Annotated in this window: 13 protein-coding genes; 7 read left to right on the forward strand and 6 right to left on the reverse strand. The window is 44.1% G+C overall.

Annotation, left to right across the window (positions count from 1 at the left end; genetic code table 11):
* Positions 1-7 precede the first annotated feature (7 nt).
* From HYN49_RS11405 to HYN49_RS11425, 5 genes are all read right to left on the reverse strand, one after another.
* Positions 8-2,308, reverse strand: a complete 2,301-nt coding sequence (locus tag HYN49_RS11405) for an oxidoreductase (protein ID WP_108904238.1) — start codon at positions 2,306-2,308, stop codon at positions 8-10.
* Position 2,309: 1 nt separating this feature from the next.
* Positions 2,310-2,915, reverse strand: a complete 606-nt coding sequence (locus HYN49_RS11410; protein ID WP_108904239.1) for a flavin reductase family protein — start codon at positions 2,913-2,915, stop codon at positions 2,310-2,312.
* Positions 2,916-3,029: 114 nt separating this feature from the next.
* Positions 3,030-3,626: a hypothetical protein gene (locus HYN49_RS11415; protein WP_108904240.1), complete on the reverse strand. Its 597-nt coding sequence runs from the start codon at positions 3,624-3,626 to the stop codon at positions 3,030-3,032.
* 107 nt (positions 3,627-3,733) lie between these two features.
* On the reverse strand, positions 3,734-4,210 hold the full coding sequence (locus HYN49_RS11420) for a DinB family protein (RefSeq protein ID WP_108904241.1): 477 nt from the start codon (positions 4,208-4,210) through the stop codon (positions 3,734-3,736).
* A gap of 9 nt (positions 4,211-4,219) precedes the next feature.
* On the reverse strand, positions 4,220-7,783 hold the full coding sequence (locus HYN49_RS11425; protein WP_108904242.1) for an FG-GAP-like repeat-containing protein: 3,564 nt from the start codon (positions 7,781-7,783) through the stop codon (positions 4,220-4,222).
* A 538-nt stretch (positions 7,784-8,321) separates the two neighbouring features.
* Here HYN49_RS11425 and acs point away from each other — a divergent pair.
* The gene (acs, locus tag HYN49_RS11435) at positions 8,322-10,229 is read left to right on the forward strand and encodes an acetate--CoA ligase (RefSeq protein WP_108904244.1); all 1,908 of its coding nucleotides are present in this window, start codon (positions 8,322-8,324) and stop codon (positions 10,227-10,229) included.
* 26 nt (positions 10,230-10,255) lie between these two features.
* Entirely contained in the window at positions 10,256-11,527 is a 1,272-nt protein-coding gene (locus HYN49_RS11440) for a hypothetical protein (protein ID WP_108904245.1), read from the forward strand.
* Between the two features lie 60 nt (positions 11,528-11,587).
* Here HYN49_RS11440 and HYN49_RS11445 read toward each other — a convergent pair whose 3' ends face one another.
* Entirely contained in the window at positions 11,588-12,493 is a 906-nt protein-coding gene (locus HYN49_RS11445; RefSeq protein ID WP_108904246.1) for an SIMPL domain-containing protein, read from the reverse strand.
* A gap of 153 nt (positions 12,494-12,646) precedes the next feature.
* On the opposite strand from HYN49_RS11445, the gene HYN49_RS11450 reads away from it, so the two are divergent.
* The 5 genes from HYN49_RS11450 to HYN49_RS11470 are packed head-to-tail and all read left to right on the forward strand — an operon-like array spanning position 12,647 to position 17,025.
* Positions 12,647-13,564 (forward strand): hypothetical protein, encoded by a 918-nt coding sequence (locus tag HYN49_RS11450; protein ID WP_108904247.1) that lies wholly within the window; start codon positions 12,647-12,649, stop codon positions 13,562-13,564.
* Position 13,565: 1 nt separating this feature from the next.
* Positions 13,566-14,111 (forward strand): hypothetical protein, encoded by a 546-nt coding sequence (locus HYN49_RS11455; protein ID WP_108904248.1) that lies wholly within the window; start codon positions 13,566-13,568, stop codon positions 14,109-14,111.
* 33 nt (positions 14,112-14,144) lie between these two features.
* The gene (locus HYN49_RS11460; RefSeq protein ID WP_108904249.1) at positions 14,145-15,278 is read left to right on the forward strand and encodes an NAD(P)/FAD-dependent oxidoreductase; all 1,134 of its coding nucleotides are present in this window, start codon (positions 14,145-14,147) and stop codon (positions 15,276-15,278) included.
* Positions 15,269-15,976, forward strand: a complete 708-nt coding sequence (locus HYN49_RS11465; RefSeq protein ID WP_108904250.1) for a methyltransferase domain-containing protein — start codon at positions 15,269-15,271, stop codon at positions 15,974-15,976. Before HYN49_RS11460 ends, HYN49_RS11465 begins: the two co-directional genes overlap by 10 nt.
* Entirely contained in the window at positions 15,973-17,025 is a 1,053-nt protein-coding gene (locus tag HYN49_RS11470) for a type III polyketide synthase (RefSeq protein ID WP_108905044.1), read from the forward strand. The genes HYN49_RS11465 and HYN49_RS11470 overlap by 4 nt, the downstream gene beginning before the upstream one ends.
* The last annotated feature ends 2 nt before the right edge of the window (positions 17,026-17,027 follow it).

Here is a 17,027-nt window from a genome sequence, read left to right on the forward strand (position 1 = left end):
GTTAGTTTCAATTTTTAATTCTCTTATGGCTTTCCGGTTTCAGGGCTTTTCTCATACCTTCCTTTTCTTTCCTTTCCGAAGCATGCAAAGGATAAAGGTGGGAAGTTCCAGCGATGTATTGCTTCGGGATGTCATCCGGGCGGAAATTTTCATAAGCTTGTGCATGGCGTACGAAATTAGGATCCAGCAACAATGGCCTTCCCAAAGCCACCAAATCGGCACGGCCGTTTAACAATATCGTATTGATCTGGTCGATGTCCTGGATGAATCCGGTGGTGATCGTTGGGATATGAACCGTATTGCGGACCGTATCTGAAAATGGTGTCTGCCACATACGTCCTACCTGCGGCTTTTGGTCGCTGACCGTATTTCCTGTGGAAACATTGATGACATCGGCGCCGGCTTCCTTAAATGCCATACTGATGGAAATAATCTCTTCGATAGTAATCCCGTTGCCTGCCCAATCTGAAGCAGAAATACGCACTGACATTGGTTTGTCTTCATTAAACGCCTTCCGCATGGAATGAAATACCTGCAAAGGAAAGCGCAGCCTGTTTTCAAGGCTTCCGCCAAAGTGGTCTTTCCGTGTATTTGTCAACGGGGAAAGGAATGATGCCAACAGGAATCCATGGTGTGCCTGTAATTCAATCATATCAAAACCGGCTTTGTCAGCGTTGATGGCGGCGCGGGTGAATTCTGAAATCACAATTTCCATATCTGAGGCATCGATTTCCTTCGGAACAGCCATATGTTCAGCAAAAGCGATTGGTGAAGCAGATATTAATTCCCAGCCATTTTCCAACGGAATATTATTCCCTATTGAAGGAACATTGACACTGCCTTTGCGTCCTGAATGTCCAATCTGCATACCAATCTTAGTACTGCTGTTATCGTGAACAAAATCAGTAACTTTCTTCCATGCAACCATTTGTTCTTCAGACCATATGCCTGTGCAACCTGGAGTAATACGTCCGGTTGTTGAAACGGCGGTCATTTCGGTCAGGATTAATCCGATGCCACCAATCGCACGTGCGCCATAATGCACGAGATGCCAATCGGAAACCAAACCGTCTTTTGCGCTGTATTGCCCCATTGGCGACATCACAATGCGGTTCGAAAGCTCCATATTGCGCAATTGGAAAGGGGTAAAGGCAGCAGGGATATTGTCGTTTTCCTTATTGGAATGAAAGCCTTGTAGGACTTTTTTCGTAAAGGAATTATCGCGTATGGCCAGGTTCTCGAACGTGACTTTCTTTGCGCGTGTCATCACGCCAAAAGCAAACTGCATGAAATCGTGTTTCATGTGGCGGTCCATGTTTTCGAACCAATCCAGCGATACGTTTGCGGCGTGCTGGATCATCTCCACACGGTTGCGGCGCAGCTGCTCATATCTGGCGAAGGCCTGTTGCTTATCGGTGCCAAATTCAACAATAGCATCCGAAAGCGAAATGGCACATTCCATCGCCAGTTTTGTTCCGGAACCGATGGAATAATGCGCTGTGGCCTTAGCATCACCTAATAGCACAATATTATCTTTGGACCAATGCTTATTGGTGACTGCAGGAAATTGCCGCCAGAAAGATTTATTCGAAATCAATCCGTGGCCTTGTAATTCTTCCTTGAAAATTTCAGAGATTTTGCTGATGGTAGAGGCTTCATCAAACGTATCGAAGCCGGCTTTCTCCCAGGTTTCAGGCGTACACTCGAAAATCCATGTACTCATGCCTTGTTCGTATTGATAAGTATGCGCAACGAAACTACCGTAAGGGGTGGAGCGGAAGAAGTACGTGAACGCATCAAGTGGGCGTGTAGAACCCAGCCATACGAATTTGTTTTTCTTCATCTCAATTTCGGTGCCGAAATCTGCCGCATACTGATCGCGGACCTGACTGTTGATGCCATCTGCGGCCACGATATAATCAGAATCTGCAAAAGCGGAAAGATCATCGACATTGGCCTCGAAATGCAGGTTAATGCCTTCTTCAAGGCAACGCTGCTGCAGTAATTGCAATAAGGTTTTACGGGAGCAGCCGCAGAAACCGTTGCCTGTAATGCGCACGACTTCACCATTACGGGCTACGTCGAGGTCATCCCAGTAAGCAAACTTGCTTCGGATTAAATCGTATGATTTTGGGTCACGGGTCAGGAATTCACTCAGCGTTTCATCAGAAAAAACCACACCAAAACCGAAACTGTCGTCAGATTTGTTCCGTTCATACACATCAATCTGTGCGTCAGGCAATGCTTTTTTGGTTAAGATCGAAAAGTACAATCCGCCGGGGCCACCGCCAATCACTGTTATCTTCATGTTAAGCTCTTTTGACTGTAAAGATTTCGCCCATACGGGAATAATTTGCGCCTGCCAGCCTTGAAACCGGTTTATAGTGGTCCATGTCGATTTTGAAATCTTCCAAAAGTACGTCGTCATCAATATGGAACATGACTATTTTCCCGATGATCACTACTGCGCCGCCATATTGATGGTTTTCGAGTTCATAATGGTGTACGAGTTCGCATTCCATCGTAATAGGGCTTTCCTTGACGCGGAATGGTTTTATCTTGACGGATTCCAAAGCGGTGAGGCCGGCGAGTTCAAATTCATTGACATCGGCTGCAACCATTTCAGAAGTCTTGTTCATCTGTTCGACGATATCTTCAGTGACCATATTGACGACGAACTGCCCGGTCGACAAAACATTGTTCAGCGTATCCTTATTCGAGCCGCTGGAGCGCGCCGCAGAAAACATCACATGTGGCGGATCATCGCCAACGACGTTGAAGAAAGAAAAAGGTGCAAGGTTTGGGATGTTGTCTTCGCTTAAGGTCGAAATCCATCCGATAGGACGGGGAATGACGGCGCCGGTAAGCAGTTTATAGACCGATCGCCGGTCATTGAGTGCAGGATCGAATTGCATTAGTGGGTTTGTTTTTACAAACTTAAATGAAAAAAACGGAAATTGATTAGCGGATTAGCAAATTAGATAGCTTGATCTGATACATTGGCTAATTTGCCAATCCGCTTCATTTGTTTAAACAATGTCTTTCGATTCAATCAATGTATACGTAAAGGAATTGCCATGAATATTTTTCGCTTTGTTGCAAATGACCATAAATTCATTAAAATCCTTGACTTTTTTAAAAACCTGACAGCCTTCGCTCCAGTTTTCCACATACTGGGATTCGGTCGTAGGGTTGCTCTTGTGAATGTTGATGTAGAATATGCCTTCTTCAACGACCGTTTCGTCAAATGTCATGTTCTTGTTCTTATCGCGCCATACTTTTACCGGCTTTTGCTGACGCAGCGCTTCATAAGTCTGCTTATGGAGGCCGATAGCATGCGAGTTCCTATATTGATTTGGGATCAGCCTGGCAACACCATTTGGGTTGGAGAATTGCTTCACGGCTTTGGTCCCCGGATCTGTCGTAATGGGCCAGACCTTAAATTGCCACACGCCGGCAATCTTGTAGGAAATGGTCAAAAAATCATCAAACACGTTTGTGACGCTTTTACCCGTTGCTGAATTCCGGATGCCTACGATGTTTACGTCATAATCCTTGGGGCCTTCGAACCAGGCATATTTTTTTGATTTCAACGCCGCTTCAATCTGTTCTCTTGTGTAGCTCATGATTTATAGTTTAATTGGTTTATTATCAGCCAAATCTACAATTACCGGATCAAAAAAAAAATACCCTCTAGGGGGTATTTTTGTGCGAAAACCTGAAACGAAGGAAATTACTTTTGCAACAGTTTATTGATCAAAGTAATCTGGCCCAAATGATAGTAACTGTGCTCGATGACACCTTCAATATTGCGCTGGTAGGTACCGTATTTTTCATCGATGAATGGCTTTTGGAGCATATCGTCAGTCATCATGGCAATGCATTTGCAAAACTGTTCCGCATTGCTTAAAAATTTGAAAACGAGCAAATCCCAATCTGCTGCATCATTTACAGGCGGAAGGTCGAAACTGTATTTGTCACTGATTTTAAGTTCGCCGCTATCAAACGCATCGAGCAGTCCCGCAAGGTAATAGTTGATATGGTAAGTCAGGGCGGCAATAGAATTGAGGTTTTCAATTTTTTGGATGGCCTGCTCCCAATTCACTTTTTGGATCTGGTCTTTATAATTGGTATTGGCAATCCATGTACCGTCAAGGAAAACTTCCTGCAGCCTTGAAGCCATTGCGGTGGTGTGCTGATTTGTTTGCATGATATGGTCTTATTTCCTGATGATTTTCCTGGTATAAGTATTTCCTGAAACGTCTTTTAAAGTCATTACATAAATGCCCTGGCTTAGCGATGAGATATCAATCTTCAGGGGGTCTTTGGCTGAAAACACCAACTGCCCCAAATGATTGTAGAGGTCTGCATTTGTTATTTTAGTCGTCGCAGCAATGTTCAGGATGCCATCAGTAGGGTTTGGAGAAAGCGTTATGTTAGCGGCTTCAGATCCGTCGACAGACAAAACATCTACAAATTCGGTCGTTGCGGTATTGGTCACCACAGGCGGATTGAAATCAAAATAGATGCCTGCCGCTGCATTAACGGTATCGCCTGTAGCCACATTTGATTTTGGCTTAATTTTATATGCGATAAATCCATGCGAATGGGCCTCATCGCTCGTGCTGTCCGGCAGGTTGATGTCGTCGAATACAAAACTTACTTCGCTGCCATTATGGATATCCACGCGGCCAGGATGGCTAAGGCTTTCGAGTTGCATCGTGGTCCAGTCGAGCTTGTCGTCAAGAGTTTGCGCTACGCGTACATTTATGGCACTTGCCGTTCCGGTATTTTGAAAACGGACCAGGTAATGCAGGTATTTTCCGGCATCAGCGATCAATACCTCGTTGCCTTCAAGACAGCTGATGTCGTTGGGGTCGTAGGAGCCGACAACGGTCTGGGTGCAGGAAAACACATTATCGCCTGCTGTATTGTCTCCCGCAACAGGACTGATGGTAGCCGTTGTGGTCAAAACATCGCCGATGTTGGTAACAGGAGGAGCAGACACATTAAAGTACAATTCGATGGTTTTTGTTTCGAAAGGATTCAGGTCTGTAAAATCAAATACCAACGTATTGCTGGTTTGGGAAGTGACCGCTTCACTCGCGTTCAGGAAGTTTAATTTTGAGCCATCATATCCAAAGGTGACAGCCCCGTTCAGTTGCGTTGTGCCCGTATTTTTATAAACGATCCTGTAAGCAGTGTTAAAACCTGGTCTTGGAGCGTTCGCCGTTGGATAAAAGCTTACATTCAAATCGTTGATGACCACAGTGGGAACGATACAAAAATTCACGTCATCATGGTTTCCCAACCCGGTAAAGTTCGATTCAAACGTTGCCGGATTAGGTTCGTAATAGTCTGGCAATTGTGATGTGATTTTTGTCGTAACCATACCTTCTTCAGTCGTGTAAAGCTGGAAGTGCCCGTTCTCCTGGGAGAATGTAGCGTTAGTACCCGCATCATCGGAAGCCACAACTAAAATGCCGCTTAAAACCGCATCGGTATCGTTGCAGCCATCAGCCTGAAAGTCGAAACGCACCATACCGCCGATACTGTTAGAGGTTGGGAGCGGTATATTTTTGTGCCATACCACTTTGTCATCATATTCAGATGTGGATACGATGTCTAAAGTGTCATTGCCGTCAATATCTGCTGCGAACAAATAGTTGGGGCTGTTTAAACCCTGTGAGATGATCTGTTGCGTATTTTCAAAATTTCCCTGGCCATCGGTATTGCTGTACCACGCCAGCACGCCACCGTTTCCGGCATCTGCGGAAGCGACATCTGTATCTCCGTCATTATCGATATCAGCGGCAATAATATTTTTGGGTGTTGCAATGAGGGTTGTAATCAGGTGATTTCCACCAAATGTCCCGGAACCGTTGTTTTCTGACCAACGCAAGTAAGGCGCGTCACTGACATTTGTATTCTGACCGGTAAAGACGATATCATTATCTCCGTCATTATTAAAATCGGCGATTTTTACCGAGTACGTAGCATATTGATAGCCTGCAATAGGTTGCCTTGCGCTGTACGTGCCCTGCCCGTCGAGGTTCCGGTAATAGAAAACCCCGTAACTGAATCCCGCAGCCATGTCCAGATCACCATCACCGTCAAGGTCGCCAAAATCAATATCGTAGGTATTGCTGTTGCCCATTGCGTCTATGACTATGGGCGTACCGAAGCTGCCCAGGCCATCGACGTTCTTATACAGCTTGATTTTTCCGTGGCCTGAAGCGATTACATCCAGGTCGCCATCATCATCGATATCAGCAGTGAAGACATTTAATGCTGTATACAGATCATTGTCTATAATTTGCGGGCTCGCGAAAGTGCCCAATCCGTCAGTGTTCTTAAACCACATCACACTATTGTCAAGGTAAGACGTAGCAAGGATATCGGTAAACCCATCGCCATTCAGGTCTCCGGTGCAGACTGCAGATGCACCGTGCATGGTATCGGATACGACGCGTTGGGTATTATGAAAATCACCCTGACCGTCCTTATTCTCAAACCATGAAATTTTGCTGTCCCAATAAGAAGCGCCGATGATATCCTTATCGCCGTCCCCATCTATATCGTCAGCACGTACGACCCGGCCGCCATCTATAAATTTTGTAATGATAGACGGTGTATAAGTACCAGTCCCAAACGTATTTTTATATAATTTGATGTTGTTATCGATGTTCGTAGCGGTAAGGAAATCCAGATCCCCGTCGGCATCCATATCAGAAAAACAGATGTCGCGGATGTCGCCGGAATGTGATGCTATTAAGGTTTCACTGCTGAAATTACCCTGACCATCCGTATTTTGGAACCAACCAATTTTCTTATCCTCATTTGACCCGAAGATAATATCGAGATCGCCGTCACCGTCCATATCAGCCAGCCTCACCACCGAAGCACTAACGGCAGTTACCGATAAAACCTGTTGAGTACCGAAAGTGCCCAATCCGTCCGTATTTTCATACCACGCAATCTTATCGTCGCTTCCGGACGCAGACACTACATCCACATCACCATCGCCATCGATATCGCCCGCGTACACTGAAGTAACATAGCTCACAGCATTCGATATCAACGTCCTGTTTCCAAAACTGCTTGTCCCGGTTTTTGGGTACCACACTACACCCTGTGAGCCACCACCGTCTATGGAATAAGCAGAAACGATGTCTACAGCTCCGTCACCATTTATATCTGCCGGGTAAAAACCAGGAATACTCGTCACATTGTTTTCGATATTCAGGGAGCCGTTAAAATCCCCCAGGCCATCGGTATTTTTGAACCATCCCATCTCACCTTCTGACCGGGAAGACCATATCAAATCCAGATCATTGTCATTATCAACATCGGCGGCCATTACAAAGTTGGCTTTGTAGGCATACCTGGCCTGCTTTAGTACAAATGTGCCATGACCATCCGTGTTTTCATACCAGGCGACATTATTACCGGATAAGGAAGCAGACACAGCATCCATATCCCCGTCACCATCAAGGTCGGCAGCATAAACCGCCCATGGCGTAGGAATCGCATCTGTGATGGTATGCAGCGTAAAATCACCACCCGTACCATCCAGGTTCTCGAACCATACCAGCCTGTTGCCGAAGTAGGACGAGGTGAGTACATCCTTATCACCATCACCGTCAAAATCGGCTGAATAAACACCATTCGGCGATTGTACGTACAATGCATTATCGATCACTGTGTGGTCCTCAAATTCTACCTGTGCGTTAGCGTAGAGGAAAGAATACAATATGGCCAGGAAAGTAATTTTTGATTTCATAACGTATTATTTTACAGGCGCAAATGTAACTAATTAATAAGTTGCAGTTTAGAAAAAAATTACCACTCGGAATGGCGCATTTAAATTGCCAAAAAAATGATGCGCATGGCCTGGGATATTTGTAAGAAAAAAATTCACCGAAGGGCCGTAAACATTTTAAACGGAATGATTAATATTATCAGAAAAATACTTAAAAAAGTCGTTTGCGTCCTTGCAGTTTTGTTCGGGTTTTGTTCGAGTTTGCTTCGAGTCATCTTCTGGAGTAACAAAGCGTACTTTTTAGCAGCATTCTGATGTTGGTTTTTTATCCCGTTTTTTTGAGACCAACTGAACATACTTTTAGTAAGAATTTCTAAGCCTTTCGGATCCTTACCTTTTACTGGGAATTCGCGGCGGTTCCTAACATACCCGAACGAGACAAGAAGCAAATTCGGAAAAAACCACGTCAAGGCGCTCTTATGACTTAATAATTAGATAAAATAATCCGACTACAATAAACAACGAATCCTTATTTTTGCTTTTACCAATACAATTAAAGATGAGCTATTACAAGATCGACAGTTTAGAGCAATACTTCAAGCATTATAATAAATCGATACGTGAGCCGCGGAAATTCTGGGGCAAAATCGCAGAAGAAAATTTCACATGGTACCAGCAATGGGAAAAGGTCGTCGATTTCAATATGGCTGAAGCCGATGTAAAATGGTTTGTCGATGCAAAAGTCAATATCGTAAAAAATGCCATCGACAGGCACCTGGCGCGTCGCGGAAACAAAACCGCCATCATCTTTGAACCGAACAACCCCGACGAACCTGCGTTGCATATTACCTACAACGAACTGCACCAGCGCGTGTGCAAAATGGCCAACGTATTGCGCGCTCAGGGGATTGCCAAAGGCGACCGGGTGTGCATTTACCTTCCCATGATTCCGGAACTGGCGGTAGCTGTGCTGGCATGCGCGCGGATTGGCGCGATACATTCTGTAGTGTTTGCAGGTTTTTCTGCGGCAGCGCTGGCCACAAGGATCAACGATTCGGATTGCAAAATGGTAGTCACATCTGACGGTGGTTTCCGCGGGAACAAAACCATCGGCCTGAAAAGCATCGTGGATGAAGCGTTGCAAAGCTGTCCCTCTGTAAAAAGCGTATTGGTGGCGAAAAGGACAAACGATGAAATCAGTATGCACGCGGACCGCGACATCTGGCTGCAGCCGTTGCTGGACGAAGCTTCAGATAATAATGTAGCCGAAATCATGGATGCAGAAGACCCGTTGTTCATTTTATATACTTCCGGCTCGACCGGGAAACCGAAAGGGATGGTGCATACGACGGCGGGATATATGGTGTATACAGCGTATACTTTCAAGAACGTGTTTAATTACGAGGAGAATGATATTTTCTGGTGCACGGCGGATATTGGATGGATTACCGGGCATTCCTATATTTTATACGGCCCGTTGCTGAATGGCGCTACGACGGTGATGTTTGAAGGCGTACCATCACATCCTGATTTCAGCAGGTTTTGGGAAGTGATTGAAAAGCACCGCGTCACGCATTTTTATACAGCGCCTACCGCGATAAGGGCTCTGGCGAAAGAGAACATCGATTACATTCAGCCTTATCCCCTCAAGTCGCTCAAAGTTATCGGGTCGGTGGGGGAACCTATCAATGAAGAAGCCTGGCATTGGTATAACGACCACGTAGGAGGGAAGCGCTGCCCATTGGTCGATACCTGGTGGCAAACCGAAACGGGTGGCATCATGATCTCTCCATTGGCATTTATCACGCCTACCAAACCTACCTATGCATCGCTGCCTTTACCGGGAATCCAGCCTGTTTTGATGGATGAGAAGCGCAACGAAATCGAAGGTAACCAGGTGACCGGAAGTTTGTGCATCAAATTCCCATGGCCGGCGATTGCAAGGACGATATGGGGAAATCATCAACGATATAAGGATACTTATTTTTCCACATTTCCAGGCAAATATTTCACCGGAGACGGCGCTTTGCGAGATGAAGTAGGGTATTACAGGATTACGGGCAGGGTGGATGATGTGGTGATCGTTTCGGGGCATAATTTAGGCACAGCACCTATTGAAGATGCGATTAACGAACATCCGGCGGTGGCTGAAAGTGCGATTGTAGGCTTCCCGCATGACATCAAAGGCAATGCCCTTTACGGGTATATCATCCTGAAGGAAACAGGGGAGAGCAGGGACCGTAACAATCTCGCGAATGAAATCAATATGATGATTTCGCACCAGATCGGCCCGATTGCCAAACTCGATAAGATACAGTTTGTAAACGGATTGCCGAAGACACGCAGCGGAAAAATCATGCGACGCATCCTGAGAAAGATTGCGGAAGGTGATTTTTCAAATTTCGGGGACATATCGACGTTGCTTAATCCTGAAATTGTAGAAGAGATCAAGGACGGTAGGATTTAAGGATGCCGAATCAGAAATTTTGAATGATGATGAGATTAAAAAAAATAATCAGCACGCTCCTTATTTTCTTCATTTGCTATAATGCCTTTTCCTTTGTAAGACCGAGCCATTGCCTTGCCTTATTTGACATTCACCGTGGGTATAATGCGTTTAAGAATATTGCGTTATACAGCGTTGGATATCGTCCGGACCTTGCCGCTGCAGCCATAATTTTTGATCGGTTTCCGGAAGGTAATGAATCGATGAAAGCGGCGTCACAATTCCTGATGGATTATGCCGTACGCACCAATCATCCGGAAAAAGACATTATCCTTACTACTGAAAGCGATGCCAACGGGCATTTTCTGTCTTACCTGAGCCTTGCCGAGGCTGTTGCCGAAAGTGGAAAAGATTGGCAATACAATTCAAAATTAAAGGAAACGCCCTCATACAACAGCCTGTACCATCAGACGATTATCTGGGAATATGCATTTCAATGGGATTCCCGGAAACAAGGCGATGCATTTGCAAACCCCGGCAATGATTTTATCATATCATACGATGCTGTTTTGGCAAATTGCAAGCCACTCGCCGAAAGCGAATCCTTGTTATATGAGTTGTTTAAACTGCAAATCCGTTTGAATGCTGATAAGGATGTCACTGCGTTTTTATCTCAATTGGAGAGCCTTATCGCAAAACATCAAAAGCATTTTTCAATCATTAATTACAGGAAGTTCCTGGCGGAATATTATCCGGATTACAAGCCGGTTACTCAATTCGGAAATATATCAAATGATAGTTTTGAAACGGACAAAGAACATCCTAACCCCATTTTTGCAGGCATTAATAAGCCTGCTGACACTTTAGACGAAGCCATTGTTTTGTTAAAGCGAAATCCGTTCCGTACGGATTTGTTTGGCTACAGCCAGATTGAGAGGATGATGAACGGCGAAACATTTGAGCATATCATGAAGTGCCTTTCCGAACTGGAAACCATGGAAGCATCTTATCCCAAAGTCTGTTCCGTATCTGCAAATACTTTTGACTTGATCAAAAACATCATCGATAGTGAAAGCATTAAGTTTACAGAAGCACAACGCCTTGCATTAAAAAGCAAACTGCTTAAAAAATGGGCCGATTTCCATATTGCATGCCATATCACATTGATTTTCTATATCGACGAAATGATGATCGATTACTGGGATGAACTCCCCGCAACAGCACAGGCGGGCCTGAATGCTTATTTCGAAAAGGAATTTGACAGGACCGACAACCACAGTTACCTGCTGCAGTTGCAAAAATCATTGAAATTAAAGTAACATATACTAAAAAAGCAGCCATTAAAGCTGCTTTTTATGTTTCAGGATCCCGACGCGGTATTAATATTTTGTATAAGTTACCACCACTTCCATCACATATTGCAACCCGACCATGGGCGTATCGGCATTCAGGACGCTATCATATAAATCCGGCTGCCGGCCGTCGTAATAAAACGTGTTGCTTTTGCGCTCTTCCTGTTTTACATAGCTTTTATCCGAATAATAGTCACTTTTGAAAACCACGTCAGCACTTTCATAAGCGGTGTATTTTTTATACTGGTTTGCGGGTTGTATGCTGTAAAAGTTAATGCTGATCTTAGGTTTGCCGTATAAATCAGGATTATTGATGTCCTTATTGGATGCTGTTTTCCGTATTTCCAGGATTTTATTGGCTTCGGAAAGCATGCTGTCATATACTTTCTGCTGGTCTTTACAGAAGTAATCGACTTTTGCGATGTTATAGATGTCAAATTCGGATGCCGATTCCACCAATTCATCAAAGAGGGTCATTTTATGCAATCTTATGATGATATTTTTCTTGATTTCAAACCCCTTTTCCTGTTCTTCAAAACTGGTTTGTGCGCCATTTACGGCCGCTTTGAAATCGTATATTTTTGTCTGCGAAATAAAATCAACAGCGATATCATCATCATCAATGCCCCATTTTTTAAGCGCTGATTTAAAGCCGTCAATTCTTTTATTGATTTTCGCATTGCACTCTTTCGGACTCGTCGCTTCCTGGTTCAACCCTAATGTTACGACGTAAGAATCTGCTTTAATATTGTCGAGAATATTCATGCGGTAAATCAATTGCGCCCCATTATCAGTAATCTTTTCAGCATAAGCATTGTGGATGACTTCTGCATAGCCGGAATTGCCGTCTGGGTTGGCATACAGCTGGTTTCCGGTGTGTTGTGCGCTGGACAGGTTCAGGAATAAAAATCCCGCGATAAATGTTGTTTTCATAATAATATATTTAAAATTGATGGGGCAACATTACAATCGCTGGCTGAAAATCCTTTGGTAAAGCCACTTTCCAGTCACTGTAAAATATTTCAAAAGTTTTACAGTACATTTACAGCAGCTTTTCCAAAGACAAAAACTACTTTTGATCAACCGATGACCCAAACCGATCCGTTTCAGGAACTGAAAAAGGAAGTGCTCCTCGAATACATGAGGCATTATCCGTATTTCCAGGGTTCGTGGAAGAATTTCAGCAGCCAGGACATTCAAAACCTGATACTGCTTATCGAGCAGCATCTTAAGGAGCGCATCAGCGAGAAATGGATTTACACGCACCTGAAACCGGAAACCAACGAAAAGCTTCCGCGCAAGGATATGCTCGATATCTTAAGCCGTTTTGTAGGGTATTCAGGCTGGGATGAATTCCGGCTGAAGGATTTGTCGGCAGTGGAATTGAAGGCAGACAGAAGTCAGATCTGGAAAAAAAGAAGGCTTATCATCTACGCCATTTTGATGTTGATTATGGTATCCGGGCTGGCGGTCTATTTTTATCCTTCGGATCAAAAAAAGCATACGATTGAACTCAAAGACGAATTCACCAAGAAAAACCTCAGGCCCGAAGATGTAAAGATTTACCAGATTGAGGATAATAAGAAAATTCCACTTGAAATAAGAGATGAGAAAGTCGAAGTCACGGTCAATAAAGGCAAAAGCACGAAAATCGTAATCGAAAGCCCATATTATCAAAACAAGACGGTTGAAATCAAACAGCCCGAGCAAAAACAAACCGAAGTATTGATGAAGCCCGATGATTATGCGATGATGCTCAAGGCGTTCATGCTATCGGATGTGAAGGACTGGCAGACGCGCAAGCAGCAACTCGACAAAATACTCGCCGATGACGTGGAAGTACTACTGATGCTTCGCGATAATCTCGGCACGGAATATATGAACAAACAGGAATTTTCCGGAAAGATCGTCATCCCGACCGATGCCGTCAGGAAAATGAAAATAGTCGAAATCAATAACAACAAGGATAACCGCATCAATTTTATCCGGATTACACAGGAATAATATGCTCAGGAGATTATGCATTACCGGCTTATTGTTTTTTTCATTGTCTTTTTTCGGGCAGGCCTCAACTGCAGAAGTGAAAAAAGATATGAAATCCAATTTTTCACGCGCCGCTTTGGGCGCATGGCAGCAACATTCGCTGGATAAGGTGCGTGATTATTTCCAATACCTTGAAATGCTGGCCAATGAGACTTCCTCTGATGCATTGAAAGCGCAGCTGAAGGAAAACATCTATGCCTTATTCGCGTCAAAGAATACGATGGTCATAGACATCACCACTGCGGATAAAGTGCCTGTCGCACTGGACGCTTTGCTCGCTAAGATGGACAAGTTCAACCGGCCGTTAAAAATCAGCCTTAAAAGGAAACGCCTTTCCAGTTATTTCTCCGAAGATTCCTGGATGAATATCTATACCCTGGAAATCGCCGTCAACAACAGCATTATGGTGAATGATGTGTCGCAGAAAATCTATTTTGTGCCGCAGGTCAAGGATTTCGGTGGCAGGAAAAAGGAAATCTGGTCGATCCTGCTGGGTGAAATGGAGTGATATTGCAGCGATTTTGCGTATATTTACTTTGCTATGAAAAAGGTACTCATTATTGGTGGCGGCCTCGCTGGGTTAACGGCAGCGATACATCTTTCGAAATCCGGTATTCCCGTAACGCTTGTAGAAAAAAATGGATATCCGAAGCACAAGGTTTGCGGCGAGTATATCTCCAATGAGATCCTTCCTTATTTTGAATGGCTCGGCATTGATATCGATTCGCTGCATCCGGCGGGAATCAATACACTTCAGTTTACATCGGTAAGAGGCAGGATGATTGGCTGTAAACTTCCGTTGGGCGGCTTTGGCATAAGCCGTTATACGCTGGATGATTATCTACACCAAAAAGCAAAAGGAGCCGGTTGTAAAATCATTACGGCCACGGTCGAAAATGTGGTTTTCAAAGATGATATTTTCCAGATTGTATTGGATAACGGAAATGAAATGACAGCAGATATTGTGATTGGTGCGTACGGAAAGCGGTCGTCATTTGATATTAAGTTACAGCGTAAATTCATAGGCCAAAAATCACCCTGGCTTGCCGTAAAATCACATTATAAAGGAAATTTCCCTGATGATGTTGTGGGATTATACAATTTCGAGGGTGGTTATTGCGGCATTTCAAAAGTAGAAAACGGCAACCTGAATGTGTGTTACCTCGCAGATTATGACACCTTTAAAAAGCATAAAAATATTCTAGAATATGAAAAAAAGGTGCTTTACAAAAATCCATCGTTAAAACATATTTTCGAAAACGCGGCCCCTGTTTTTGAGAAACCACTATCGATCAGCCAGATATCATTCGAATCCAAAAATTGTGTTGAAAACCACATCTTAATGACCGGAGATTCTGCAGGATTAATACATCCGATGTGTGGCAATGGCATGGCGATGGCAATTCACAGCGCGAAAATGGCTTCGGAAGGCATTCTTAAATTCTGCCATGATCCAAAATACTCACGTTCTGATTTAGAGTCAGAATATACTGCGGAATGGCGTAAAAATTTCAGCAAAAGATTAAAAACCGGTAAAGCATTAGCAAAAGTCCTTCAAAATAGGTACCTTTCAGGGATGTTGATGCAACTTGCGTTTTGGTTTCCAGTGGTGCTTCCCTTCATCATCCGCAAAACCCATGGAAAAGTTTTAACAATTAAAAACCCATGTCCCTAAATACCAAATACCGATCTGATGCTGCAGAAATCATGGATGATTTCAGTCTTGAAGGTGACACGCTGCGTGATGCGCTGGATAAGATTGAAAGCATTAACCAATGGCTCGGCGGCAATAAGGCGATCCTGGGCGGCATCGACAAACTCATCGGCAATCATGATGCCTCACAAACGATCAGCATTTGTGACGTGGGCTGCGGCAATGGTGCCATGCTGAGATGCATTGCAGATTACGGACTGATAAATGACCTGAAACTGGAGCTTACCGGCATTGATGCCAATAATTATACAATCAGGCATGCAAGGCAACTTTCGAATCATTACCCAAATATCATTTACCGATGCGAAGATGTGTTTAAAGAATCACTCGGAAAGCATGATATCATTGTGTGTACGCTGACGATGCATCATTTCAAAGACGGCGAGATCTTGAGCCTGATGCAGCGGTTTTCTGACAGCGCCCGCATAGGCATTATCATCAATGATCTGCAAAGAAGTGCCCTGGCGTACCGTTTGTTTCAGGTGGTTTGCTTTGTTTTCAGGCTCAATAAAATGTCAAAAGAAGATGGCCTGGTTTCCATATTGCGTGGATTCAAAAAAAGGGAACTGATCGGTTATTCAAAAAAACTAAACTTTCAAAATTACAGTGTCCGTTGGCGGTGGGCCTTCCGCTACCAATGGATTATTTCAAAAATATGAGTGTACGAATCAAAACGGTCGCCAAACAGTTGCCGCAATACCATAAAAATACTGAAGAGATCCTTCCATTCCTTGATGCCTGGCTCTCAGGCCAGGACGAGCGTTTCATCAAAAAAGTCAAAAAGATATTTGAAGGTGCCGGCGTTGACAGGCGTTATTCGATTATGGAACCTTCCGAAGTTTTCACAGCGACATCCTTTGAGCAGAAAAATGACATTTATATCAGGGAAGTCATTGATCTTGGTGAAAAGGTTTTGACTAAAGCGTTGCAGAAAGCGGATTGGCAACCCGGACAGCTTGATTACATCATCACCGTCAGTTGCACCGGCATTATGATTCCGTCATTAGACGCGTATCTGATCAATAAATTGAAATTAAGGCAGGACATCGTGCGTTTGCCGGTCACTGAAATGGGCTGTGTAGCTGGGATTTCCGGCATCATTTATGCCAAAAACTTCCTGGCTTCCAATCCGGGGAAACGCGCTGCGGTAATTGCTGTTGAAAGTCCGACGGCAACGTTTCAGCTGGACGATTTCTCAATGGCCAATATTGTCAGTGCGGCGATTTTCGGCGATGGTGCGGCCTGTGTCTTACTTTCGTCCGACAAAAGCGATGAAGGTCCGGAAATCATTGACGAGGAAATGTATCATTTTTATGATAATGACCATATGATGGGCTTTCAACTCACCAACCACGGACTTAAAATGGTGCTTGACATTGAAGTTCCTGAAACGATTGCGTCACATTTCCCGAACATCATCAATCCTTTCCTGGCTAAAAACAACTTGCGGATCGAAGATATCAATCACCTGATTTTTCATCCGGGCGGAAAAAAAATCGTGCAGACTGTGGAGGAATTATTCTCTGGCTTAGGTAAAAATATTGACGACACGAAGGAAGTTTTGAAGTCATACGGAAACATGTCCAGCGCCACAGTCTTATATGTATTGGAAAGATGTATGGAACGCCATCCTGAAAAAGGAAACACTGGGGTGATGCTCAGTTTCGGGCCAGGTTTTACAGCCCAGAGGGTCTTATTAAAATGGTAATG

It is taken from the genome of Flavobacterium pallidum, assembly GCF_003097535.1.
GTDB lineage: Bacteria > Bacteroidota > Bacteroidia > Flavobacteriales > Flavobacteriaceae > Flavobacterium > Flavobacterium pallidum.